The sequence below is a fragment of the Bradyrhizobium cytisi genome (assembly GCF_008123515.1).
Taxonomy (GTDB): Bacteria; Pseudomonadota; Alphaproteobacteria; order Rhizobiales; family Xanthobacteraceae; genus Bradyrhizobium; species Bradyrhizobium cytisi.
Genome location: NZ_VSSR01000072.1, coordinates 32,610 through 55,378 on the forward strand (window position 1 = coordinate 32,610; position 22,769 = coordinate 55,378).

At 64.0% G+C, this 22,769-nt stretch carries 22 protein-coding genes; 18 read left to right on the forward strand and 4 right to left on the reverse strand.

The window, feature by feature from the left end; genetic code table 11:
* Nucleotides 1-71 precede the first annotated feature (71 nt).
* The 6 genes from FXB38_RS35395 (at nucleotide 72) to FXB38_RS35420 (ending at nucleotide 7,388) form a co-directional block, all read left to right on the forward strand.
* The gene (locus FXB38_RS35395; RefSeq protein ID WP_148755578.1) at nucleotides 72-716 is read left to right on the forward strand and encodes a flavin reductase family protein; all 645 of its coding nucleotides are present in this window, start codon (nucleotides 72-74) and stop codon (nucleotides 714-716) included.
* Between the two features lie 180 nt (nucleotides 717-896).
* Nucleotides 897-3,164, forward strand: a complete 2,268-nt coding sequence (locus FXB38_RS35400) for an acyl-CoA dehydrogenase (RefSeq protein ID WP_187435366.1) — start codon at nucleotides 897-899, stop codon at nucleotides 3,162-3,164.
* Complete coding sequence (locus tag FXB38_RS35405; protein ID WP_148755580.1) at nucleotides 3,164-4,447, forward strand: acetyl-CoA C-acetyltransferase; 1,284 nt, start codon at nucleotides 3,164-3,166, stop codon at nucleotides 4,445-4,447. The genes FXB38_RS35400 and FXB38_RS35405 overlap by 1 nt, the downstream gene beginning before the upstream one ends.
* Nucleotides 4,448-4,449: 2 nt before the next feature.
* Nucleotides 4,450-6,546, forward strand: coding sequence for a 3-hydroxyacyl-CoA dehydrogenase NAD-binding domain-containing protein (locus FXB38_RS35410; RefSeq protein ID WP_187435367.1), 2,097 nt, complete (start codon nucleotides 4,450-4,452; stop codon nucleotides 6,544-6,546).
* Between the two features lie 22 nt (nucleotides 6,547-6,568).
* Entirely contained in the window at nucleotides 6,569-6,979 is a 411-nt protein-coding gene (locus FXB38_RS35415) for an acyl-CoA thioesterase (RefSeq protein ID WP_148755582.1), read from the forward strand.
* Between the two features lie 217 nt (nucleotides 6,980-7,196).
* Complete coding sequence (locus tag FXB38_RS35420) at nucleotides 7,197-7,388, forward strand: hypothetical protein (RefSeq protein ID WP_148755583.1); 192 nt, start codon at nucleotides 7,197-7,199, stop codon at nucleotides 7,386-7,388.
* A 117-nt stretch (nucleotides 7,389-7,505) separates the two neighbouring features.
* On the opposite strand, the gene FXB38_RS35425 is transcribed toward FXB38_RS35420, so the two are convergent.
* Nucleotides 7,506-7,958, reverse strand: coding sequence for a nuclear transport factor 2 family protein (locus FXB38_RS35425; protein ID WP_148755584.1), 453 nt, complete (start codon nucleotides 7,956-7,958; stop codon nucleotides 7,506-7,508).
* 154 nt (nucleotides 7,959-8,112) lie between these two features.
* Here FXB38_RS35425 and FXB38_RS35430 point away from each other — a divergent pair, with 154 nt between their 5' ends.
* A complete protein-coding gene (locus tag FXB38_RS35430; RefSeq protein ID WP_148755585.1) occupies nucleotides 8,113-8,787 on the forward strand; it encodes an HAD family hydrolase in 675 nt (224 codons plus the stop codon).
* Nucleotides 8,788-8,877: 90 nt separating this feature from the next.
* Entirely contained in the window at nucleotides 8,878-9,726 is an 849-nt protein-coding gene (locus FXB38_RS35435; protein ID WP_148755586.1) for a DeoR/GlpR family DNA-binding transcription regulator, read from the forward strand.
* A gap of 4 nt (nucleotides 9,727-9,730) precedes the next feature.
* Here the strand turns inward: FXB38_RS35435 and FXB38_RS35440 are convergent, their stop codons facing one another.
* Nucleotides 9,731-10,147: a type II toxin-antitoxin system VapC family toxin gene (locus tag FXB38_RS35440; RefSeq protein ID WP_148755587.1), complete on the reverse strand. Its 417-nt coding sequence runs from the start codon at nucleotides 10,145-10,147 to the stop codon at nucleotides 9,731-9,733.
* On the reverse strand, nucleotides 10,147-10,398 hold the full coding sequence (locus FXB38_RS35445; protein WP_148755588.1) for a type II toxin-antitoxin system Phd/YefM family antitoxin: 252 nt from the start codon (nucleotides 10,396-10,398) through the stop codon (nucleotides 10,147-10,149). Before FXB38_RS35445 ends, FXB38_RS35440 begins: the two co-directional genes overlap by 1 nt.
* Nucleotides 10,399-10,699: 301 nt before the next feature.
* Here FXB38_RS35445 and glpD point away from each other — a divergent pair, with 301 nt between their 5' ends.
* From glpD to FXB38_RS35485, 8 genes are all read left to right on the forward strand, one after another.
* Nucleotides 10,700-12,241 carry a glycerol-3-phosphate dehydrogenase gene (glpD, locus tag FXB38_RS35450; protein WP_187435368.1) on the forward strand — a complete coding sequence of 514 codons (1,542 nt, stop codon included), beginning with the start codon at nucleotides 10,700-10,702 and terminating at the stop codon, nucleotides 12,239-12,241.
* Nucleotides 12,238-13,314 (forward strand): ABC transporter ATP-binding protein, encoded by a 1,077-nt coding sequence (locus tag FXB38_RS35455; RefSeq protein ID WP_148755590.1) that lies wholly within the window; start codon nucleotides 12,238-12,240, stop codon nucleotides 13,312-13,314. The genes glpD and FXB38_RS35455 overlap by 4 nt, the downstream gene beginning before the upstream one ends.
* Before the next feature lie 12 nt (nucleotides 13,315-13,326).
* A complete protein-coding gene (locus tag FXB38_RS35460; protein ID WP_148755591.1) occupies nucleotides 13,327-14,412 on the forward strand; it encodes an ABC transporter ATP-binding protein in 1,086 nt (361 codons plus the stop codon).
* The gene (locus tag FXB38_RS35465) at nucleotides 14,412-15,314 is read left to right on the forward strand and encodes a carbohydrate ABC transporter permease (RefSeq protein WP_148755592.1); all 903 of its coding nucleotides are present in this window, start codon (nucleotides 14,412-14,414) and stop codon (nucleotides 15,312-15,314) included. The genes FXB38_RS35460 and FXB38_RS35465 overlap by 1 nt, the downstream gene beginning before the upstream one ends.
* Complete coding sequence (locus FXB38_RS35470) at nucleotides 15,314-16,120, forward strand: carbohydrate ABC transporter permease (protein ID WP_148755593.1); 807 nt, start codon at nucleotides 15,314-15,316, stop codon at nucleotides 16,118-16,120. Before FXB38_RS35465 ends, FXB38_RS35470 begins: the two co-directional genes overlap by 1 nt.
* Nucleotides 16,121-16,129: 9 nt before the next feature.
* A complete protein-coding gene (locus tag FXB38_RS35475; RefSeq protein ID WP_148755594.1) occupies nucleotides 16,130-16,459 on the forward strand; it encodes a DUF2160 domain-containing protein in 330 nt (109 codons plus the stop codon).
* A gap of 74 nt (nucleotides 16,460-16,533) precedes the next feature.
* Complete coding sequence (locus tag FXB38_RS35480; RefSeq protein WP_148755595.1) at nucleotides 16,534-18,312, forward strand: ABC transporter substrate-binding protein; 1,779 nt, start codon at nucleotides 16,534-16,536, stop codon at nucleotides 18,310-18,312.
* Between the two features lie 179 nt (nucleotides 18,313-18,491).
* Nucleotides 18,492-19,172, forward strand: a complete 681-nt coding sequence (locus tag FXB38_RS35485; protein ID WP_347340257.1) for a hypothetical protein — start codon at nucleotides 18,492-18,494, stop codon at nucleotides 19,170-19,172.
* Here FXB38_RS35485 and FXB38_RS35490 read toward each other — a convergent pair.
* On the reverse strand, nucleotides 19,161-19,967 hold the full coding sequence (locus tag FXB38_RS35490; RefSeq protein WP_148755597.1) for a tetratricopeptide repeat protein: 807 nt from the start codon (nucleotides 19,965-19,967) through the stop codon (nucleotides 19,161-19,163). The two genes, FXB38_RS35485 and FXB38_RS35490, sit on opposite strands and share 12 nt — an antisense overlap.
* A gap of 239 nt (nucleotides 19,968-20,206) precedes the next feature.
* Here FXB38_RS35490 and FXB38_RS35495 point away from each other — a divergent pair, with 239 nt between their 5' ends.
* Nucleotides 20,207-21,643, forward strand: coding sequence for an FAD-binding oxidoreductase (locus FXB38_RS35495; RefSeq protein ID WP_148755598.1), 1,437 nt, complete (start codon nucleotides 20,207-20,209; stop codon nucleotides 21,641-21,643).
* Nucleotides 21,644-21,654: 11 nt separating this feature from the next.
* Entirely contained in the window at nucleotides 21,655-22,740 is a 1,086-nt protein-coding gene (locus FXB38_RS35500; protein ID WP_148755599.1) for an ABC transporter substrate-binding protein, read from the forward strand.
* The last annotated feature ends 29 nt before the right edge of the window (nucleotides 22,741-22,769 follow it).

Sequence of the window (22,769 nt, forward strand, 5' to 3'; positions counted from 1 at the left end):
ATTGCGAGCGCAGCGAAGCAATCCAGTCTGCGTCCTGCGGAGGGATTCTGGATTGCTTCGCTGCGCTCGCAATGACGATCAGGGGAAGCCAGCGTGACCGACAAAGACCCTACTTCTACGAGCCCTCCAAGGGCCACGGCCTCAAGCACGATCCCTTCAACGCCATCATCGCGCCGCGGCCGATCGGCTGGATTTCCTCGCGCGACGGCAAGGGCCACGTCAATCTGGCGCCCTACAGCTTCTTCAACGCCTTCTGCTACGTGCCGCCGATCATCGGCTTCTCCTCCACCAACTGGAAGGACTCGGTCGAGAACATCCAGCAGACCGGCGAATTCGTCTGGAATCTCGCTACGATGGATCTCGCCAAGCACATGAACGCGACCGCCGCGCATGTTGCGCCCGAGGTCGACGAGTTCGAGATCGCAGGCCTCACCGCCGTGCCGGGCAAGCTCGTCAACGTGCCGCGCGTGGCTGAGAGCCCCGTCGCTTTCGAGTGCAAGGTGTCTGACGTCGTCCGCCTCAAGGGCGCCGATGGCAGGGAGGCCGACGCCTGGCTGACGCTGGGCGAGGTCGTCGCCGTCCATATCGACAAGGCCATGATCAAGGACGGCGTCTACCAGACCGCCGCCGCCCGCCCGATCGTGCGCGCCGGCCGCCGCGGCGATTACTTCGAGATCAAGCCGGAAAACATGTTCGAGATGGTCCGGCCGGACTGATCCAGGCTACTGCTCGTCCCACCTATTCCGTCCCCGGAACCGCCCCCACGCCCCTGCCGTTATGGTCCGGGTGGCCGCCCGGCCGCGTCAATTCGCTTCTTTTTGGGCGCGAAGTGTTCACTTCCGCCGGCCACTTTCCGCTAAAATGCCCTGTAACCGCGCCGTTGCATGAGGTCCGCCATGAGCTTCCGCCGCGACACCCTGACAAAACCGATCTTCTCCTGGGCGCGCGGCGTGCTGCCGGCGATGTCCGATACCGAGCGCGAGGCGCTGGAGGCCGGTGACGTCTGGTGGGACGCCGATCTCTTCACCGGCAATCCCGACTGGTCAAAGCTGCTGAGGATTCCGCAGGCAACGCTGACGGACGAGGAGCGGGCTTTCCTCAACGGTCCCGTCGACGAGCTCTGCGCCATGCTCGACGAGTGGAAGATTTTTTGGGAATGGCGTGACCTGCCGCAGGAGGCGTGGGCCTTCATCAAGCGCGAGAAATTCTTCGGCATGATCATCCCGAAGGAATTTGGCGGCCTCGGCTTCTCGCCCTATGCCCATTCGGAAGTGGTGCGGAAAATCTCGACCCGCTCGATCGCCGCCGCCGTCACGGTGATGGTGCCGAACTCGCTCGGCCCCGGCGAGCTCCTGATGCGCTTCGGCACAAGTGAGCAGCAGGAGCGCTGGCTGCCGCGCCTCGCGGATGGTCGCGACATTCCCTGCTTTGGCCTCACCAGTCCGGAGGCCGGCTCCGATGCCGCCTCGATGGTCGACACCGGCATCATCTGCAAGGGCTTCTTCGAGGGGCAGGAGGTCTTGGGCCTGAAGCTCAACTGGCACAAGCGCTACATCACGCTTGGTCCCGTCGCGACGCTGCTGGGTCTCGCCTTCAAGGCCTACGATCCCGATCATCTCGTCGGCGATCAGGAAGAGCTCGGTATCAGCGTGGCACTGATCCCGACCAATCTGCCCGGCGTCGAGATCGGCCACCGCCATCTGCCGTCGATGCAGGTGTTCCAGAATGGCCCGAACCGGGGCCGCGATGTCTTCATCCCGCTCGACTATGTCATCGGCGGTGAGGCACGGCTCGGGCACGGCTGGAAAATGCTGATGACCGCGCTCGCCGCCGGTCGCGGCATTTCGCTGCCGTCGCTCTCAGCGGCCGGCGCCGCCTACGCGGCGCGCACCACCGGCGCCTACGCCCGCATCCGCGAGCAATTCGGCATCTCCATCTCAAAATTCGAAGGCGTCGAGGAGCCGCTTGCGCGTATCGTCGCCACCGCTTATCAGCTCGACGCGGCGCGGCGAATGACCTGCGCTGCGCTCAACGCCGGCGTGCATACCGCCGTGATCTCCGCCATCATGAAGCTGCACGCGACCGAGCGGATGCGCGTTGCGGTCGACGACGCCATGGACATCCACGGCGGCAAGGCCGTGATCGACGGTCCGCAGAACTATCTCGGCAATCTCCACCGCGCCGTGCCGGTCGGCATCACGGTCGAGGGCGCCAACATCCTCACCCGCAATCTCATCGTGTTCGGGCAGGGTGCGATCCGCGCCCATCCCTATCTGCTCGACGAGATGAATGCGCTCGCCGATACCGATCGCGAGCGCGGTCTCGCCGCGTTCGACAAGGCGTTCTGGAAGCATGTCGGCCATAGCTTCCGGACGCTGTTCCGCGCCTTCGGTCGAAGCTGGACCTTTGGCGCCTTTGCGCTTGCGCCTGATGCAGGCGACGCCACGCCGTTCTATCGCCAGCTATCGCGCTACTCCGCGGCGTTCGCGCTCTGCGCCGACATGGCGCTGCTGACGCTCGGCGGTGCGCTGAAGCGCAAGGAGATGCTGTCGGCGCGATTCGGCGACATCCTCTCCGAACTGTACCTGCTCTCTGCCGCGCTAAAGCGCTGGCAGGACGAGGGCCGGCAGAAGGAAGACTTTGCCGCGCTGGAATGGTGCATGGCGACCGGATTCCGGACGATCGAGAACCGGCTCGCCGAAATCCTCGCCAACCTGCCGAACCGCTTCGTCGCAGTGATTCTCAAGCTCGTGGTCCAGCCCTTCGGTGCCCGCGTGCTCGGCCCGTCCGACCGCGTCGTGCACCAATGCGCAAGCCTCGTGCTGGAGCCCACGGCCGCACGCGAGCGTCTCACGCCGGATCTCGCCCATGTCGACGACGACAGCGGCTTCGCCCGGCTGGAGCGCGCATTCAAGCTGGTGACGAGCACCGACGCCATCGCCAAGCGCATGCGCGCTGCGCGTATCCGCGACGCCAAGGACGCCGTCGCCAAGGGCGTGATCACGCAGGCCGAAGGCGAGCAGGTCGCGGCCGCTCATGAAGCCGTCACAAAAGTCATCGAGGTCGACGATTTTGCGCCGGAGGCGCTGTCGCCGATTTACAAGAAAACCGGCGGCGTGCATCAGTTCTTCCAGGAACTCGGTGAACAGAGGGCGGCGAGCTGATGGCACGACCGGTATTCATCGTCGACGGCAGCAGGACGCCGTTTTTAAAGGCGCGCTCGGGGCCCGGCCCGTTCACGCCGGTTGATCTTGCCGTGCAATGCGGCCGGCCGCTGCTGGCGCGCCAGCCGTTCTCGCCCACGACTTTCGACCAGGTCATCCTCGGCTGCGTCAACGTGATCGCGGACGAGATGAACCCGGCTCGTGTCGCAGCACTTCGGCTCGGCATGGGTGAGGACATGGTCGCCTTCACCATGCAGATCAATTGCGGCTCCGGCATGCAGTCGATCGACACCGCCTACCGCTACATCCGCGAGGGCCACGCCGACATGATTTTGGCGGGCGGCACCGAGGCGCTGAGCCACGCGCCGCTGGTCTGGCCGAACTCCGGCGTGCGATGGTTTGCCGGTCTTGCCACGGCGAAAGGCATTGCCGCGAAGGCCGCCGCTGCCTTCAAGCTGCGTCCGCGCTATCTCAATCCGATCATCGGCCTCGAGCGTGGGCTGACCGATCCCATCACCGAATTGAACATGGGCCAGACCGCCGAGGTCGTCGGCCATCTCTTCGGCATCACCCGCGCACAGTCGGATGCCTATGCTGCCGAGAGCCATCGACACCTTGCACACGCGCAGGCCGAGGGCTTTCTGAAGGGCGAGGTCGAGACCGCCTTCTCCCGCGACGGAAAATTCTTCGACCATGATGACGGCGTGCGTCCGGACTCGACAGCCGAGACGCTGGCAAAACTCAGGCCGGTGTTCGAACGTCCCTGGGGCCAGGTCACCGCGGGCAATTCCTCGCAGATCACCGATGGCGCCTCGTGGGTGATCCTCGCCTCCGACGCGGCCGTCGCAAAGCACGGACTGAGGCCGAAGGCTGCGATCGTCGATAGCAACTGGGCCGCGCTTGATCCGAGCATCATGGGGCTCGGCCCCGTGATGTCGGCGACGCCGCTGCTCCAGCGCAACAACCTCACAATCCAGGACGTCGAGACCTGGGAATTGAACGAGGCCTTCGCAACGCAGGTGCTCGGCTGTCTCGCCGCCTGGAACGACGACAAATTCTGCCGCGAGATTTTGGGCCTCGACGGTGCCGCCGGCGAGATCGATCGTGAGAAGCTCAACGTCGATGGCGGCGCGATCTCGCTCGGCCATCCCGTCGGCACCTCCGGCAACCGCATCGTGCTGCACCTCGTCAACGCCATGAAGCGGCTGGGAACGCGACGCGGGATTGCCACCGAATGCATCGGCGGCGGGCTCGGCGGTGCCATGCTGATCGAGGCGGTGTGACCATGGATTCGAAGATCATGACCGCGCTCGGCGACCGCGTGCTCTCGCTCGGACCTCAGCCCGCGGCTGATAGTCCGTACAAGAACTTCAAGCTGACGCGCGACGCCGACGGCGTTGCCTGGCTGCTGTTCGATCGCGCTGATGCCAGCGCCAACACGCTGTCCGCCGAGGTGATGGAAGAGTTCGACGCCGTGCTCGCCGCGATCGAGACCGAACGTCCCGCCGGTCTCGTGATCCGCTCGGCAAAACCGTCGGGCTTCATCGCGGGCGCCGACGTCAACGAATTCCGTGGCGCAAGCGATTCCGCGATGGTCGAGACCCGCATCCACGCCGCGCATGCGGCGGTCGATCATCTGGAGGCGCTGAAGCTGCCGACGGTCGCGGTCATCCACGGCTTCTGCCTCGGCGGTGGGCTCGAGGTCGCGCTGGCTTGCCAGTCGCGCATCGCCATCGACGGCGCGCGCTTCGGCTTCCCGGAGGTGATGCTGGGCCTGCATCCCGGCCTCGGCGGCACCGCGCGCTTCACCGCTCTGGTCAATCCGACCCAGTCGATGGCGCTGATGCTGACCGGCCGCACCATCGATGCGAGCCGCGCCAAAGTGCTCGGTCTCGTCGACACCGTGACGCAGGAGCGCCATGTCCATAACGCGGTGAAGGACGCGCTGTTTGGCCGGCTGAAGAAGGCGCGCCCGAACCTCCTTGCGCGGGCTGCCAATTTCGGACCGGCGCGTGGGCTGCTGGCAAAGCGTATGCGTCGCGAGGCGGCGAAGGCCGCGCCCCGCGAGCATTATCCGGCGCCCTATGCGCTGATCGATCTCTGGGAGACCCATGGCGGCAGCAAGTCCGCGATGCTGAGGGCGGAGCAGGCCTCGTTCGCCAAGCTGATGGTGACGCCGACCGCGCAGAATTTGATACGCGTGTTCTTCCTGCGCGAGCAGATGAAGAAGGCGGCGGGCAGCGGCAACACGGTCAAGCACGTCCATGTCATCGGCGCCGGCGCCATGGGCGGCGATATCGCGGCCTGGTGCGCGGGGCAGGGGCTTCGCGTCTCGCTCGCCGACATGAAGGCTGAGCCGATCGCAGGTGCGGTCAAGCGCGCTGCCGAGCTCTACGGCAAGATCATCCGCAAGCCGACCGAGGTCCGCGACGCGCTCGATCGCCTGATCCCGGACATGGACGGCGAGGGCGTCCGCAATGCGGACCTCGTCATCGAGGCGGTGCCGGAAAAGCTCGAGCTCAAGCAGAAGGTCTATGCCGGCCTCGAGCCGAAGATGAAGCCGGGCGCGATTCTCGCCACCAACACCTCGAGCATTCCGCTTCAGGATCTGCGCACCACGTTGTCGCGGCCGGAGCGGCTCGTCGGCCTGCATTTCTTCAATCCGGTGTCGCGGCTGCAGCTCGTCGAGGTCGTCAGCCATGACGGCAACGACGCGGAAGTCCTGAAAGAAGCGCTCGCCTTCGTCGGCGCGATCGACCGGCTGCCGCTGTCGGTGAAGAGCTCGCCGGGCTTCCTCGTCAACCGCGCGCTGACGCCCTACATGCTGGAAGCGATGGTGATGCTGGACGAGAAGATCGACCAGCGCCTGATCGATGCTGCCGCGGAACAGTTCGGCATGCCGATGGGGCCGATCGAGCTGGCCGACCAGGTTGGCCTCGACATCTGTCTCGACGTCGGCGACATGCTGCGCACCAGGTTCGGCGATCTCCTGCCGCCGACGCCGGCCTGGCTGCGCGAGAAGGTTGCTAAGGGCGAACTCGGCCGCAAGACCGGCAAGGGGTTTTATACCTGGAAGGACGGCAAGGCGGAGAAGACGCCATTGCCCGAGACCGGTCCGCGCGTCACCGACCAGATGATCGACCGCCTGGTGCTGCCGATGTCCAACGTCTGCGTCGCGTGCCTGCGCGAAGGCATCGTCGACGATCCCGATGTGGTCGACGGCGCCATGATCTTCGGCACGGGTTATGCGCCGTTCCGCGGTGGGCCGCTGAACTATGCGCGTGCACGCGGCGTGGAGAATGTCGTATCCACCATGCGCGCGCTGGCCGAACGATTCGGCGAACGCTTTGCGCCCGACCCGGGCTGGGACAGTTTCAAGTGAGCAGATGTCACGCGAGAGAAGCATGAGCGAACAGGGGACTACCGAGCCGAGCGGCGATCTCTGCATCCGCACGCTGGCGATGCCCGCCGACACCAATGCCAATGGTGACATCTTCGGGGGCTGGCTGCTCAGCCAGATGGACGTCGGCGGCGGCGTGTTTGCCTCGAAGGCCGCCAAGTCGCGTACCGTCACGGTCGCGATCGACGCGATGAATTTTCGCAAGGCGGTCTATGTCGGCGATCTCGTCTCGGTCTACGCCAATCTCGTGCGTGTCGGTCGCACCTCGCTCACCGTCCATCTCGAAGCCTGGGCGCTGCGGCGGCGCGAGTTGCAGCCGATCCTCGTGACCGATGGCAATTTCACCTACGTCTCGATCGACGATAACGGCCATCCGCAAGCGATTCAGTGGGATGATCCGCCGATCGCGACGTAATTTCGCGCGGCGCCTTGTCCCATCTCACGAAACAGCACCGTGAAACGCGGCGCTGGTGAGTGAGCATGCCGCGGCATTGCCAACAACCAGTCATAAAACGGATGAGGTTCCGGCGTACTCAAAAGCGCGTCGATTCGGGGTGGAAACGGCCGATTTGCCCTTGGGAACCTTTGGGCAAAACCGTCGTTATTTGCCCGCACTGAGGAATCTACGGGCCATGCCGGACAGCTACATCATCGAAGTTAACTCTCAGACCGCGGGCATCGTCGTCCGCGGCGACGGAGGTTATTGCTTCTTCGCCTCGTCTCACCCGTTCAATCGCCTCGAAGGCCAGATATTCCGCAATGCGCGCGAAGCCGAACGCGCCGCGCGCAAGCTGGTTAGCGGCGATGTGGAGGAGGCGGCGTAACCTCTGTCATTCCGGGTCGTGCAAAGCGCGAGCCCGGAATCCATTTCGGCTGAGAATACGTCGCTCGATGGATTCCGGGCCCGCGCCCTTCGGCGCGTCCCGGAATGACCGCATTGGTCACAACTTCGTCGCTGCGCGCGACAAGAGTTTCCACTCGTCGCCCTGCTTTTGCCAGTTCATCAGGATGTGAAGGTTGGTCGGCACTTTTTTCCCATCGGCCGCCATCTCCTGCTCCGCGACCCAGTGGAAGCGCACGATCGCGGCCGGGCCGACGACCTTGATGGTCGGGTCCTGATAGGCGATCGAGAGAAACTTCGATTTGCCGTCGGTGGCATTGGTGATGAAGGTCGCCTTGTCCTCGACCTTGCCGCTGGAATGGCTGTAGCTGAGATCGTCCCAGCACAGTGCGCCGAGCGCCTTCGGGTCGGCCGCGATCTGGGCGAGGCGGAAGGCCTCGACCTGCTTCGCCACGGCTTCTTCGTCCGCTGAAGCAGCGAGCGCCGGTGTCGAGAGCGCAAGCGCGGAGACGGCGAGAGTCGAGAGAGCCAGATCGCGTCGGTTGATCGTCATCGTTTCCTCCTTTTTGATCTTGCATGGAGTGTTGCAGCCGCGCGCGGCTTTGTCGAGTGGCGCGTAGTCGTCATGCGCATGCGTCATTGCGCGCGCGAGGCTCTATTGATACGTCTTCGGCATTGATGCGTGTCGCATTCGGGAAGGTACGGACATGATCGAGAGTCTCGGCAGGGCATTGCTGTTCGACATCGACGGCACGCTTGCCAACACCGACCCGCTGCACCTGAAGGCGTTCAACCAGGTGCTCGGTCCTCACGGTCATGTTTTCGACCACGCGCGCTTCTCCAGGGAGCTGCAGGGCTTCGCCAACGTGTCGATCGGGCAGCGTTTTCTGCCCGATGAAACGTTGGAGCGGCGCGCAGCGATCCTCGGTGAAAAGGAAGAAGTGTTCCGCACGCTGGTCGTGGGGCAGATCGAGCCGTTGCCGGGCCTGACGGCGCTGCTCGACCGCGCGGATGCCGCCGGCATACCCATGGTTGCCGTCACCAACGCGCCGCGCCTCAACGCCGAGCTGCTGTTGTCCGGCCTTGGCATTACGCAGCGCTTCAAGGCGCTCGTGATCGGCGACGAGCTGCCGCACGGCAAGCCGCATCCGCTGCCCTATCAGGAGGGGCTGCGTTTCGTCGCCGCCAGCGCCTCTGCCTCGATCGCCTTCGAGGATTCCCGCTCCGGCGTGCAGTCGGCGGCCGCCGCCGGCATTCCCACCATCGGCATCCGGACCAGCCTCAGCGACGCTGACCTTGTTGGCGCAGGCGCGGTTGCCTCCGCGAGCGCCTTCGACGATCCCGAGTTGCTCGTGCGGCTCGCAGCTGCGATGGCGTGGTGAGGGCTTCATCCATTAACCGTGATCGGCGCGCGCATTGACCGCGCGCGCGAACCGCCGCACCATGCATCGTTCTGATTTGAGGCCATTGCCGTGACCGGATTGACCCATCGCCAAGCCGAAATCCTCAACATCGCCCGCGCCTCCGGCCGCGTCATGGTCGACGAGCTGGCGCGCCGGTTCGAAGTCTCGGCGCAAACCATCCGCAAGGACCTCAACGATCTCTGCGAGCGCCGTTCGCTGACCCGTGTCCATGGCGGCGCAATCATCGCCTCGGGCGTCGAAAATCTCGCTTACGAGGCGCGCCGCTTCGTTGCCGCCGACGAGAAGAAGGCGATCGGCGCGGCCGCCGCCTCGCTGATCCCGAACGGCTGCTCGCTCTTCATCAACATCGGCACCACCACGGAGGAGGTCGCGAGCGCGCTGACCTCGCATGAGGATCTCCTCGTCATCACCAACAACCTCAATGTCGCCATGCTGCTCTACCGCCATCCCCGCATCGAGGTGGTCGTGGCCGGCGGCACGGTGCGGCGCGCCGACGGCGCCGTGGTCGGCTCGACCGCAACGCAGCTGATCGGGCAGTTCAAGGTCGATTACGCCATCATCGGTGCGTCCGCGATCGACGAGGAGGGCGCTCTCCTCGACTTCGACTATCGCGAGGTGCAGGTGGCGCAGGCCATCATCGCCAATGCCCGCAGTGTCATGCTGGTGGCCGATTCCACAAAACTTCGCCGCAGCGCGCCGGTCCGCATCGCCCATATCAGCCAGATCCAGACCTTCGTCACCGATCAGGAACTGCCCGAGCGCCTCTCCACCATCTGCCACGGCAAGGGCATCGAGGTGGTGGCGGCGATGCCGAAGGCGGCGGGCGATATCGATGAGGCTCAGGCCGAAGCGCAGGAGGCGGCGCCGGAAGCAGCACCTGTGGTGCGGCTGCGATAGCGCCTCAGGCGTTGCTCCACGGGTTAAACAGCGCCACGCCCGTGGGTTCGAAATCCCCCACATTGGGTGTGACGACTGTCAACCCGTGAACAAGCGCGGTTGCTGCAATGAGAGCGTCTCGTTCAGCCCGCGGATCGGGAACGTGAAGTTGCGCACAGCACAGCGCCACGGCCGTATCGACGGCCAGGATCCGCCCCTCAAAGCGAGCCAGCACTTGATCGTCGATCCACGAGCGCAAGACAGCACCTTGCGCATCGTCCTTGCGCTCGATCAGGCGCGCGCCAAGTTCGATCTCGAGGATCGAGATGACAGACATGAAGAAATTCGCCGCGGGGACCGCATTGGCCCAGACGACGACATTGCGATCGGCTTTATCCGTTCGCCTGAGCTCGGAAATGACATTGGTGTCCAGCAGAAACATTAGTCGAGATCGGCGGGCTTGAAGACCCCGTCGAATGTGCGAGGCGGATCGAAATCAAAGTCCGCGTTCGCTTGTGCCAGCGCCTCGGCGAGGCTCATGTGTCCGCCGCTCAGACGCAAATAATCGTCGATCGTCAGCAGCACATGGGCTGGGCGGCCACGATCCGTAATAAAGACCGGCCCTTGCGACGCAGCCTTTTTCGCACCGCTGGTGTCCTGATTGAATTCTCGGCTGGTGAGGGTGGTCACCATCGTCAGTGCTCCTCATTGCGCGGTGCCATACGTGCCCCGAAGTATATGTAGCGATGTTGCTACATTCAAGGTGCTATCGCCCGAGTTGGCTCCGGAGTGTCCACATGCCGTCCAATCACGCCGATTGGCTTTGAATCCGTCCGTCCATCTGCCTATTTCTGCGCCATTCTGGCGGTCAAAAAGTTCCGCTTTCGCTTCTTTCCGCCTCTCTTTCGTCTTGCTTTCGTTTTTCGGTGTGATCTAATCAAAAACGAAAGTAACCCACTCGACGGAACGAGTGGTCGCCCGGGGGAAGCGTCTGTTGGAGCGTATTTTCGACCTCGCCATCATTGGAGGCGGTGTTAACGGTTGCGGCATCGCGCGCGATGCCGTGGGCCGCGGAAACACTGTTTTCCTGTGCGAAATGAACGATCTGGCGAGCGGGACATCGTCCTGGTCGACCAAGCTGGTGCATGGCGGCCTGCGCTATCTCGAATATTACGAGTTCCGGCTGGTCCGCGAAGCGCTGATCGAGCGCGAAATTCTCTGGGGCATCGCGCCCCACATCATCCGTCCCCTGCGTTTCGTCTTGCCGCATCACGCGGGCCAGCGACCGGCCTGGCTGCTGCGCCTTGGCCTGTTCCTTTACGATCACATCGGCGGTCGTCATTTGCTGCCGGCGACCCGCTCGGTCGATCTCGGGCGTGACGAGGTCGGCCGCCCGCTGATCCCGAATCGCTACAGTCGCGCGTTCGAATATTCCGACTGCTTCGTCGATGACGCCCGCCTCGTTGTGCTCAACGCGCGCGACGCCGCCGACAAGGGTGCAGAGATTCGCACCCGCACCCGTGCGACGGATATCAAGCAGTCCGACGGCGTCTGGACCGTCGGTATGATCGACACGCTGACCGGCGCGCGCTCGCAGGTCCAGGCTCGCGCGCTGGTCAATGCCGGCGGCCCTTGGGTCGAGGACGTGCTCGGCCGCGGCGCCGGCGTCAATGCGAAAGCAAAGGTGCGCCTGGTGCAGGGTTCGCACATCGTGGTCAAGAAGCTCTACGACCACGACCGCGCCTACATGTTCCAGAACGCCGACGGCCGCATCATCTTCGTCATCCCCTATCAGGACGATTTTACGCTGATCGGCACCACCGACCGCGACTATGACGGCGATCCCTCCAAGGTGAAGGCCACCGCGGAAGAGATCCAATATCTCTGCGCTGCTGCCAGCGAGTATCTGGCCAAGCCGGTAACATCAGAGGATGTGGTCTGGACCTATTCCGGCGTGCGGCCGCTTTATGACGACGGCGCCAGCGAGGCCAAGGCTGCGACCCGCGATTACGTGTTCGAGCTCGACACGCCCGGCGGTTCGCCGCTGCTGTCGATCTACGGCGGCAAGATCACGACCTATCGCCGCCTCGCCGAAGAGGCGCTGGAACGGCTCGCGCCCTATCTTCGCAGTGCGAAAGCGCGCGAGGGCTGGACCGGCAAATGGCCGCTGCCGGGCGGCGACATGGATGTGTCGGCCGTCGAGGGCCTGATCGGCGAGCTCCAGCGCGGCTATCCCTTCCTAAGCCATGAGCATGCGCGACGTCTCGCGCGCGCATATGGCACCCGCGCGATCAAATTGCTCGGCGACGCCAGATCGGCCGCCGATCTCGGCCAGGCCTTTGGCGCAACTCTGACCGAACGAGAGGTTCGCTACCTGATGACCAACGAATGGGCGGTGACCGCCGAGGATATCGTCTGGCGCCGCTCCAAGCTTGGTCTGCGGCTATCTGCCGACGAAATTGCCACCCTGGACGACTGGATCAGGACCCAAATTGTGTCGCAAAGTCCTCTGCTGGAAGCAGGAGGACGCTCATGAGCGTGACACTCGATCACGTGACCCGGACCGTCGACGGTATCGAGCACATCCGCGACGTCTCGCTGACGCTGGAGAGCGGCACGCTCAACGTGCTGCTCGGGCCGACGCTGTCGGGCAAGACCTCGATCATGCGGCTGCTCGCCGGCCTCGACAAGCCGACCACGGGCAAATTGCTGGTCAACGGCAAGGACGTCACTGGCGTCGACGTGCGCCAGCGTTCCGTCGCGATGGTCTATCAGCAGTTCATCAATTACCCCTCGCTCACGGTCTATGAAAACATTGCTTCGCCCTTGCGCGTGCAGGGCAAGCCGCGTGAGGAGATCGAGGCGCGCGTGGCGGAAGCCGCCCGGCTGCTTCGGCTCGAGCCGTTCCTGAAGCGAACGCCGCTCCAGCTCTCCGGCGGCCAGCAGCAGCGCACCGCGATGGCGCGCGCGCTGGTGAAGGGCGCCGATCTCGTGCTGCTCGACGAGCCGCTCGCCAATCTCGACTACAAGCTGCGCGAGGAGCTGCGCACCGAGCTGCCGCGCATCTTCGAGGCCTCCGGCGCGATCTTCGTCTATGCCACCACCGAACCGACCGAAGCCTTGCTGCTCGGCGGCAACACGGTGTGCATGTGGGAAGGCCGGGCGCTCCAGATCGGCCAAACGCCCGGCGTTTACCGCCGTCCGCAGACGCTACGCGTCGCGCAGGTGTTTTCCGATCCGCCGCTCAATCTCGTTGGCATCGAGAAGAAGAACGGTTCCGTGCAATATGCCGGAGGCATCGCCGCGCCGGCCTCTGGTCTTTATTCCCCTCTCGCCGACGGTGCCTATCGTGTCGGCTTTCGCGCGCACCAGCTTGCACTCGCCAATGGCGAGACTGACCGCCATGCCTTCCATGCCACAGTGACGGTGACCGAGATCACCGGTTCGGAGAGTTTTGTGCATTTGACCCGCGACGGATCGAACTGGGTTGCGGTGCTGCACGGCGTGCACGAGTTCGAGCCCGGCCAGACCATCGATGCCGTGCTCGACCCCAATAATGTCTTTGTGTTCGACGCGGCCGACCGTCTGGTCGCCGCGCCGAGCTCATGAGGGAGGTGCGCCATGGCTCGCATTGACCTCGTCGATCTCGCTCATTCCTACGGCGGCAATGATGCGCCGCAGGAAAGCTTTGCGCTGAAGCCGGTGACCATGACCTGGCGGCAGGGCGGCGCTTATGCGCTGCTCGGCCCGTCCGGCTGCGGCAAGACCACGCTGCTCAACGTCATCTCCGGCATCATCACGCCGTCGCGGGGGGAAATCCTGTTTGACGGCCAGGACATCACACCGCTGTCAACCCAGAAGCGCAACATCGCCCAGGTGTTCCAGTTTCCGGTGATCTACGACACCATGACGGTGGGGCAGAACCTGGCGTTTCCGCTGAAGAACCGTGGCGTGCCGAAGGCCGAGATCGACAAGCGCGTTGCCGAGATCGGCCGCCTGCTCGACCTCGAGCCCTATCTGAACCGCAAGGCGACCCGGCTCACCGCTGACGCAAAGCAGAAGATTTCGCTCGGCCGCGGTCTCGTCCGCTCCGACGTCGCCGCCGTTCTGTTCGACGAGCCGCTGACGGTGATCGATCCCGAGCTGAAATGGCAGCTCCGCTCCAAGCTGAAGGCGCTGCATCGCGAGCTCGACCTCACGATGATTTACGTCACCCACGATCAGACCGAGGCGCTCACCTTCGCCGACACCGTCGTCGTCATGCATGACGGCCGTGTGGTGCAGAGCGGCACGCCGGCCGAGCTGTTCGACAAGCCAGCCCACACCTTCGTCGGCTATTTCATCGGCTCACCCGGCATGAATATCCTGCCGGCCGAGGTGAAGGGACGCGAGGCGCGGATCGACGGCCACGTCATCGCGCTCAAACGCGCTTACGACAATCTGCCGGCAAACGCCAAGATCGAGATCGGCGTACGTCCGGAATTCGTCGAGGTCGTCGCGCCAACACCCGGCCTGCTCACCGCCAAGATCGAGCGCATCGACGATCTCGGCCGCATCCGCTTTGCGCGCGCGCATCTCGGCGACGCCAAGCTCGCGGCGCGGGCGCCTGCGGGCTTCACCAGTTCGGACGGCACGGCCGGGCTGAAATTCGATCCGGCGCACATCCACGTCTATGCCGACAGCCTTCTGGTGGAAGGAGCCGCCTGATGGACAAGACCATCAACCAAAAAGCCTGGTTCCTGGTGCTGCCGGTGTTCCTGGTCGTCGCCTTCTCGGCGGTGCTGCCGTTGATGACGGTGGTGAACTATTCGATGCAGGACACCTTCGGCAACAACCAGTTCTTCTGGAACGGCGTCGGCTGGTTCAAGGAATTGCTCGATCCCTCGACCGATCTCGGCGGCCGCTTCCTCGCGTCGCTCGGTCGCAATCTGTTCTTCTCGCTGGTCATCCTCGCCATCGAGGTTCCGCTCGGCATCGTCGTCGCGCTGTCGATGCCGCGCCAGGGCTGGACGGTGGCGGCCTGTCTCGTCACCCTCGCGCTGCCGTTGCTGATTCCGTGGAACGTGGTCGGCACGATCTGGCAGATCTTTGGCCGGCCTGACATCGGCCTGCTCGGCTATGTCCTTAACCACATAGGCCTCGACTATAATTACGTCTCAAATGACATCGACGCCTGGGTCACCGTCATCGTCATGGACGTCTGGCACTGGACCAGCCTCGTTGCGCTCTTGTGCTATGCCGGCCTGAAGTCGATCCCCGAGGCCTATTACCAGGCCGCCCAGATCGACGGCGCCTCGCGCTGGGCCGTGTTCAAGGCGATCCAGTTGCCGAAGATGAACCGCGTGCTGCTAATCGCTGTGCTGCTGCGCTTCATGGACAGCTTCATGATCTACACCGAGCCGTTCGTCGTCACCGGCGGCGGCCCCGGCAACTCGACCACCTTCGTCTCGATCGAGCTCGTCAAGATCGCGCTCGGCCAGTTCGACCTCGGCAAGGCGGCTGCGCTCTCGCTTGTGTACAATCTGATCATCCTGATCGTCTGCTGGATCTTCTACACCGCCATGACCAATGCCGGCAGCGAACGGAAACCCCAGAAAGGAGCGGCGTGATGCACTCGATTCCCGGCCGCCGGCTCATCATGGGGCTGTTCCTGATCTTCCTGCTGTTGCCGATCTACTGGCTCGTCAACATGAGCTTCAAGACCAACGGCGAGATCATCTCGACGATGACGCTGTGGCCGCACGCCCCGACGCTGCAGCACTACAGGCGTATCTTCACCGACGAGAGCTGGTATTCCGGCTATATCAATTCGCTGGAATACGTCGTTATCAATACCATTATCTCGATTTCCGTGGCGTTGCCGGCAGCCTATGCGTTTTCGCGTTATCGTTTCCTGGGCGACAAACATCTGTTCTTCTGGCTGTTGTCGAACCGGATGGCGCCGGCGGCGGTCTATGCGCTGCCGTTCTTCAACCTCTATTCGGCGATCGGCCTGTTCGATACCCCGTGGGCGGTAGCGCTCGCGCACTGCATCTTCAACGTGCCGCTGGCGGTGTGGATCCTCGAGGGCTTCGTCTCCGGCGTGCCGCGCGAGATCGACGAGACCGCCTTCCTCGACGGCTACTCCTTCCCGCGCTTCTTCGTCCGCATCCTGGTGCCGCTGATCGCGAGCGGCATCGGCGTCGCCGCCTTCTTCTGCTTCATGTTTTCCTGGGTCGAGCTCTTGCTCGCGCGCACGCTGACCTCGGTCAACGCCAAGCCGATTGCCGCCGTGATGACCCGCACGGTGTCGGCGGCCGGCATGGATTGGGGCCTGCTGGCGGCCGCCGGTGTGCTCACCATCATCCCGGGTGCGCTCGTGATCTGGTTCGTCCGCAACTACATCGCGCGCGGCTTCGCGCTCGGCCGGGTGTAGGAGGTTTTCATGGACTCCATTGCATGGATGGCATGGACGCTGCCGACCGCAATCTTCTTTGTGGCGCTCGGCTGCACGCTTGCCGTCATGACCTGGCTCGCCGCTGCCTATCCCGAGGCCGAGCGCGTCGGAATCCTGCGCATCCCGACCACGCGCGGCGACCGCCTGTTCATTTCGCTGATCGTGGCCGCCGTCATCCACCTGTTGTGGATTGGCCTCGTCGGTACCGATCCGATCGGGACGATTCCGGTCGGAGAAGAGGGATATGAGATAACGAGCCTGTGGCTCGCAACCGTGATTTCGCTTGTTTCAGGCGCGGTGATTTTTCGCACCGTCTGAGGCAGGCGAGAAAGAGCAGATCCGGGGTCTACCCGGGCCTGAATTAGTTTGTCGCTGCAACCGGAGGAAATTAGATGCGACACTTGACGACCAAGGACGGTCTTCTGACCATGACCAGCGCGGTGGCGCTGATCGCGGCTTCGATGACGATTGCCGCGCCGGCGCGCGCGGACGAAGCCGCTGCCAAGAAGTGGATCGATAGCGAATTCCAGCCGTCGACCTTGTCGAAAGACGACCAGATGAAGGAAATGCAGTGGTTCATCAAGGCCGCTCAACCCTTCAAGGGCATGGAGATCAACGTCGTCTCAGAGACGCTGACGACCCACGAGTATGAATCCCGCACGCTCGCCAAGGCGTTCGAGGAAATCACCGGCATCAAGGTCAAGCACGACATCATCCAGGAAGGTGACGTCGTCGAGAAGATCCAGACCCAGATGCAGTCCGGCAAGAATGTCTATGACGGCTGGATCAACGACTCCGACTTCATCGGAACGCACTTCCGCTACGGCCAAGCCGTCGATCTGACGGACTGGATGGCCAAGGACGCCAAGGATGTCACCGACCCGATGCTCGACATCAACGACTTCATCGGCAAGTCGTTCACGACGGCGCCGAACGGTCACCTCTATCAGCTGCCCGACCAGCAGTTCGCGAACCTCTATTGGTTCCGCTACGACTGGTTCACCAACCCCGACTACAAGGCCAAGTTCAAGGCCAAGTACGGCTACGACCTCGGCGTTCCCGTGAACTGGTCGGCTTACGAAGACATCGCTGATTTCTTCACCAACGACATCAAGGAAATCAATGGCGTCAAGGTCTACGGCCATATGGACTATGGCAAGAAGGACCCCTCGCTCGGCTGGCGCTTCACCGATGCGTGGTTGTCGATGGCTGGTAACGGCGACAAGGGTCTCCCGAACGGCCTTCCGGTCGACGAATGGGGCATCCGCATGGAAGGCTGCCGTCCGGTCGGCTCGTCCGTCGAGCGTGGCGGTGACGTCAACGGCCCGGCGGCGGTCTATTCGATCGTCAAGTACCTCGACTGGATGAAGAAGTATGCCCCGCCGCAGGCGCAAGGCATGACCTTCTCCGAATCCGGTCCGGTGCCGTCGCAAGGCAATATCGCTCAGCAGATCTTCTGGTACACCGCTTTCACCGCCGACATGGTGAAGCCCGGTCTGCCGGTGATGAATGCGGACGGTACGCCGAAATGGCGCATGGCTCCGTCGCCGCACGGCTCCTACTGGAAGGAAGGCATGAAGCTCGGTTATCAGGACGTGGGTTCGGCGACGCTTCTGAAGTCGACCCCGGTCGATCGCCGCAAGGCAGCCTGGCTCTATCTCCAGTTCATCGTCTCCAAGACGGTGAGCGCGAAGAAGAGCCATGTCGGTCTCACCTTCATCCGTGAATCCGACATCTGGGACAAGTCGTTCACCGAGCGTGCGCCGAAGCTCGGCGGCCTGATTGAGTTCTACCGCTCGCCCGCGCGTGTGCAGTGGACCCCGACCGGCAACAACGTGCCTGACTATCCGAAGCTTGCGCAATTGTGGTGGCAGAACATCGGCGATGCGTCGTCCGGCGCGAAGACACCGCAGGCCGCGATGGACTCGCTCGCCGCTGCCCAGGATTCGGTGATGGAGCGTCTGGAGAAATCCGGCGTGCAAGGTGCCTGCGGACCGAAGCTCAACAAGAAGGAAACGGCTGAGTACTGGTTCGCGAAGTCGGCCAAGGACGGCACCATCGCTCCGCAGCGCAAGCTGGCGAACGAGAAGCCGAAGGGCGAAACCGTCGACTACGACACGCTGATCAAGTCGTGGCCGGCCTCTCCGCCGAAGCGTGCTGAAGCGAAGTAATTCGCAGACATCATGATGGCCGGGTTCGTCCCGGTCATTCGGTAGCAGGAGGCCGGGAGAGATCCCGGCCTTTTGCCTTGTTGGCCTATTGCCTTATCGACGGCCTTGATCTGAATTGGCGAGCCGAGATCCGGAAGCGAGACTTCGCCATGCGCATGACGTTCCGTTGCGATCCCAAATTGGCCGACCATCTGGTGCGGCCGTATCCTGCGCGCACGGCCTTGCCCGACTGGCTGCGCGCGATGCCCGCGAAAGCGCATTCGGACATCCACGGCCGGGACATACGCACGGTCAAGCAATGTCCGCCCTTTGTCGATGCGATGGCCTATGGGGTCATGATTCCCCTGCCGTGCGACATCAAGATCGAGGCTGGACGATTCACGTGGGATTGGGACATTCCCGAGCCAGCGGCGTCCGGACATCCACGTGCGCCTCTAAGCTTTCATCCCGCCGCACAATTCGCTGCTGCGCCTTTCGCGAACGGACGGTCCGCGATCAAGTTCAACAGTTTCTGGACTATCGAGCTTGAACCCGGCTGGTCGCTGTTCGCGATGCATCCCGTCAACCGCGACGATCTGCCATTCCGCCTCGTGTCAGGTCTGGTCGATGCGGACCGGTTTCACGACGGCGGCATCAATTTTCCGGCCGTATGGACCCAGCCTGATTTTTTCGGCGTTCTCGAAAAGGGCACGCCGGTTGCGCAGTGTTTTGCGGTGCCGCGTGAAGCGCCCGAGCTAGTGTTCGAGGCCTTTGATGACGCCCACCAGCAAGCTTATGCGAAGGTCGTCGCCGATGTGTTGGCTGCGCCCAACGTCTATCGCAAGCACTTTCGCGCGAAGCGTGGGCGGCTAACTCGCTAAGGCGCGCCGCAATCCATCCTCGTCAAGCCAGAGCCGGCCGTGCGACGCCGAGGTCAACGCCATCGCAATGGAGCCGAAGAGCTGCGGGCGCAGGCGGTAGGCTTGCGCAAAGGCGCGCATGGCGGCGTCGACGTCTCCACCCTCCTGCATGGCGATGCCGAGATTGAGTGCGGCCTCGGCATGGTCGGGCCTGAGTTCGAACGCCTTCCGGTAGGCGCTTGCGGCGCCGGCGTGGTCGCGCAAATCCTGTCGCGCGACGGCAAGATCAAACCACACCGAAGCGGGCGCGCCCGGTGCTGCCGCTTGCGCGAGCAGGCTTGCGGCGGTGGCGGGATCGCCATCCTCCCACGCTAGCCGGCCGAGCCGTGCTGCGGCTTCCTGGTGGCCGGGAATGACGTTCAGGATCGCTCGCCAGGATTCGCGCGCTTGAGCCCTCAGACCAGCCTGATCGAGCGTTCTCGCCTTCTCGACGAAGAATTCTCGTTGCGGGCTGATAGCGATCGCGGAATCGATGTGCGCTAGCGCGACGTCGAAGTTCCCTTCGCTGCGTGCAATGCGGGCGGCAAGGAGCCGGGCTGCGGCATTGGCCGGGCGCTTGGCCAGGCTCACGTCGATATGCGCATGAGCAGGGGCGACGGCATTCCTGGAGAACAACACCGCGGCCAGCAGATGATGCAGCACCGGATCTCCGGGCAAGCGTGCAAGGCCTTGTTCGCACAGACGTTGCGCCTCATCCGGCTTGCCCGAATTGAACGCTTCAGTCGCGCGGCGAACGAGTGTCTCGCTGTCATCCATCGCCGCATTAGAGCAAAGAAGCCGACAGCCAACAATCTGCGCGCCTCTCGCGCGTACGGCCTAGGGCCCACAACCGCCGTGTCTGTTCGCCGCGATCACCGGGAGCCGACCGCTATGACCCCGCTTGACTCGGCCGGGCTTCGGAATCACTATCAGCATAATGCGATTGAAGTAATCGTATTGCGATTACTTGCGCGGACGCCGTTTGGGCCAGTATCGGCCCGTCCCGGAGGCTGGTGATGGCATTGATCGAGGCGTTCAGGCAGTTGCTGGGCGGCACGGCCGTGCTGACTCGCGAGGAGGATCTCGCGGGCCTCACCGAGGATTGGCGCGGCCGTTTTCGCGCGGCGGCGCTCTGTGCGGTAATGCCATCCACCACGGAGCAGGTCGCGGCCATCGTCCGCCTTTGCGTCGCGCATGAAACGCCAGTGCTGCCGCAGGGCGGCAACACCAGCCTGTGCGGCGGAGCGACGCCATCGGGGCAGGGCAAGCCGCCGGTCATCGTCGCGCTGACGCGCATGCGCCGGATCCGTTCGCTCGATCCCGTCAACAACACCATGGTGGTCGACGCCGGCTGCGTGCTCGCAACCATTCAGGATGCCGCCGCTGCTGCGGGCCGGCTCTTTCCGGTGAGTCTCGGCGCCGAAGGGTCCTGCCAGATCGGCGGCAATATCGGCACCAATGCCGGAGGCACGGGCGTGCTGCGCTACGGCAATACCCGCGACAATGTGCTCGGGCTAGAGGTGGTTCTGCCGGACGGATCGGTCTGGGACGGCCTCTACGCGCTGCGCAAGAACAACACCGGCTACGACCTCAAGCATCTCTTCATCGGCTCCGAGGGCACCCTCGGCATCATCACCGGTGCGGTGCTGAAGCTGCATCCGCTGCCGACGGCGGAGGCCGTCGCCTGGCTCGCTGTCGATCATCCGCAGAAGGCGCTGGACGTGCTGGGCCTGTTCCAGGCCTCTTGCAGCACGCGGCTCTCAGCCTTCGAGTTGATGAATGCGAAGCAGATCCGGCTCGTACTGGAGCAGGTGCCGGGCCGGCGCTGTCCGGTCGCGGAAATCGACACCTGGCACGTCCTCGTCGAATTGTCCGACACCGGCGATGCCGCGGCGCTCGCGACGACGATGCAAACGGTGCTCGAACAGGCGCTCGAGGCGGGACTGGTCAGCGACGGCGTCGTCGCCGCAAGCGAGGCACAGCGCAAGGCAATGTGGCTGGTGCGTCACGGCGTCTCGGAAGCCAACAAGAAAGCAGGCGTGGGCCTCACGTCGGACACCGCGGTGCCGGTGTCGACCGTGCCGGCCTTCATCGACCAGGCGATGGCCGCTGTGCGCGCGGTCGTGCCGGATCTGCCGTTCGTGATCGTCGGCCACATGGGCGACGGCAACATTCATCTCATTCCCTTCTTCAGCTTTGCCGAGTGGGAAGCCATGCCGGAGCGCGACACCGTTGCGCAGCGAATCCGCCGCGCCATGAACGATGTCGCAAGCTCGCTGCGCGGCACCTTCAGCGCCGAGCACGGCGTCGGACGCACGCTGACCGGCGAGATGTCCCGCTACAAGCCGCCGGTCGAGCTCGCCTTGATGCAGGCGGTGAAACAGGCGTTCGATCCGCAGGGCCTCTTCAATCCTGGCCGCGTTCTGCCACCACCACCCATTGCAACATCATAGAGGGGACTGACATGACCAATCTTCCGAAGATCATCACTTCCCGCCGCCGTCTGCTGCTCGGTGCGGGAGCCGGCGCCGTCGCGCTCGCCGCGCCCTCGGTCTGGTCGCCTTCCCGCGCCGCCGGCAAACGGATTGTCGTGCGCGACGACGGCGGCATTTACACCAAGGCCTATGGTGCGGTGTACTACCGGCCCTTCACGGAAGCGACGGGAATCGAGGTCGTCGGCGTGCAGGCCAATGCTGAGCCGGTCGCTCAGATCAAGACCATGGTCGACACCAAGAGCTACACCTGGGACATGGCCAAGATCTCCTGGCCCGCGATCCAGCTCCTGACCACCGGCGGCAAGCAATATCTCGAGAAGCACGGCCTCGAATCCGAGCCCGTCGTCAAGTCGATCCCGGCCGAATACGCCTCGCCCTACGGCGTCGCGACCAACGTCTACACCACGGTGCTCGCCTATCGCACCGACGCCTTCAAGGGCCGCAAGGCGCCGCAATCTTGGGCCGATTTCTGGAATGTGGCGGACTTCCCCGGCCGCCGCTCTGTGCGCAAGCATCCGTTCGACACGATCGAGGAGGCGCTGATGGGAGCCGGCGCCCCGACCGCGCAGGTCTATCCCTGCGATCTCGACAAGGCCTTTGCCTCGCTCGACAAGATCAAATCGTCGGTCGCGGTGTGGTGGACCAGCGGCGCGCAGGTCGAGCAGATGCTGACCTCGGGCGAGATCGACATGCTGCCGACCTGGGTGTCGCGTGCGCAGTCGGCACAGGCGGCAGGCGCTCCCGTCGAGATCGTCTGGAACCAGGGGGTCTGGGGCGCCGACAACTGGTCGATCCTCGCCGGCTCGCCGAATGCGGATGCCTGCCGCGAGTTCATCAAGTTCGCCTCCGATCCGAAGCGGCAGGCAGCCCTGGTGGAATATTTTCCGGCCGGCCTCACGCAGCCGGAGGCCTTCAACTACGTCAAGCCGGAGGTCGCCAGGAACTGCCCGACCTATCCGGACAACATCAAGGCCGGGCTGAAGATCGATCCGAAATACTGGTACGACAACCAGGCCGCCGTCATCGAGCGCTTCAACAGCTGGATACTGGCTTGACCGGCGCCCAGAGAAGCGCGAAGCGATCG

Bases quoted from the DNA above. Each gene is read 5' to 3' on its own strand.
- FXB38_RS35395 (WP_148755578.1), top strand. From the start codon at position 72: ATGACGATCAGGGGAAGCCAGCGTGACCGACAAAGACCCTACTTCTAC.
- FXB38_RS35400 (WP_187435366.1), top strand. From the start codon at position 897: ATGAGCTTCCGCCGCGACACCCTGACAAAACCGATCTTCTCCTGGGCG.
- FXB38_RS35405 (WP_148755580.1), top strand. From the start codon at position 3,164: ATGGCACGACCGGTATTCATCGTCGACGGCAGCAGGACGCCGTTTTTA.
- FXB38_RS35410 (WP_187435367.1), top strand. From the start codon at position 4,450: ATGGATTCGAAGATCATGACCGCGCTCGGCGACCGCGTGCTCTCGCTC.
- FXB38_RS35415 (WP_148755582.1), top strand. From the start codon at position 6,569: ATGAGCGAACAGGGGACTACCGAGCCGAGCGGCGATCTCTGCATCCGC.
- FXB38_RS35420 (WP_148755583.1), top strand. From the start codon at position 7,197: ATGCCGGACAGCTACATCATCGAAGTTAACTCTCAGACCGCGGGCATC.
- FXB38_RS35425 (WP_148755584.1), bottom strand. From the start codon at position 7,958: ATGACGATCAACCGACGCGATCTGGCTCTCTCGACTCTCGCCGTCTCC.
- FXB38_RS35430 (WP_148755585.1), top strand. From the start codon at position 8,113: ATGATCGAGAGTCTCGGCAGGGCATTGCTGTTCGACATCGACGGCACG.
- FXB38_RS35440 (WP_148755587.1), bottom strand. From the start codon at position 10,147: ATGTTTCTGCTGGACACCAATGTCATTTCCGAGCTCAGGCGAACGGAT.
- FXB38_RS35445 (WP_148755588.1), bottom strand. From the start codon at position 10,398: ATGGTGACCACCCTCACCAGCCGAGAATTCAATCAGGACACCAGCGGT.
- FXB38_RS35455 (WP_148755590.1), top strand. From the start codon at position 12,238: ATGAGCGTGACACTCGATCACGTGACCCGGACCGTCGACGGTATCGAG.
- FXB38_RS35460 (WP_148755591.1), top strand. From the start codon at position 13,327: ATGGCTCGCATTGACCTCGTCGATCTCGCTCATTCCTACGGCGGCAAT.
- FXB38_RS35465 (WP_148755592.1), top strand. From the start codon at position 14,412: ATGGACAAGACCATCAACCAAAAAGCCTGGTTCCTGGTGCTGCCGGTG.
- FXB38_RS35470 (WP_148755593.1), top strand. From the start codon at position 15,314: ATGCACTCGATTCCCGGCCGCCGGCTCATCATGGGGCTGTTCCTGATC.
- FXB38_RS35475 (WP_148755594.1), top strand. From the start codon at position 16,130: ATGGACTCCATTGCATGGATGGCATGGACGCTGCCGACCGCAATCTTC.
- FXB38_RS35480 (WP_148755595.1), top strand. From the start codon at position 16,534: ATGCGACACTTGACGACCAAGGACGGTCTTCTGACCATGACCAGCGCG.
- FXB38_RS35490 (WP_148755597.1), bottom strand. From the start codon at position 19,967: ATGGATGACAGCGAGACACTCGTTCGCCGCGCGACTGAAGCGTTCAAT.
- FXB38_RS35495 (WP_148755598.1), top strand. From the start codon at position 20,207: ATGGCATTGATCGAGGCGTTCAGGCAGTTGCTGGGCGGCACGGCCGTG.
- FXB38_RS35500 (WP_148755599.1), top strand. From the start codon at position 21,655: ATGACCAATCTTCCGAAGATCATCACTTCCCGCCGCCGTCTGCTGCTC.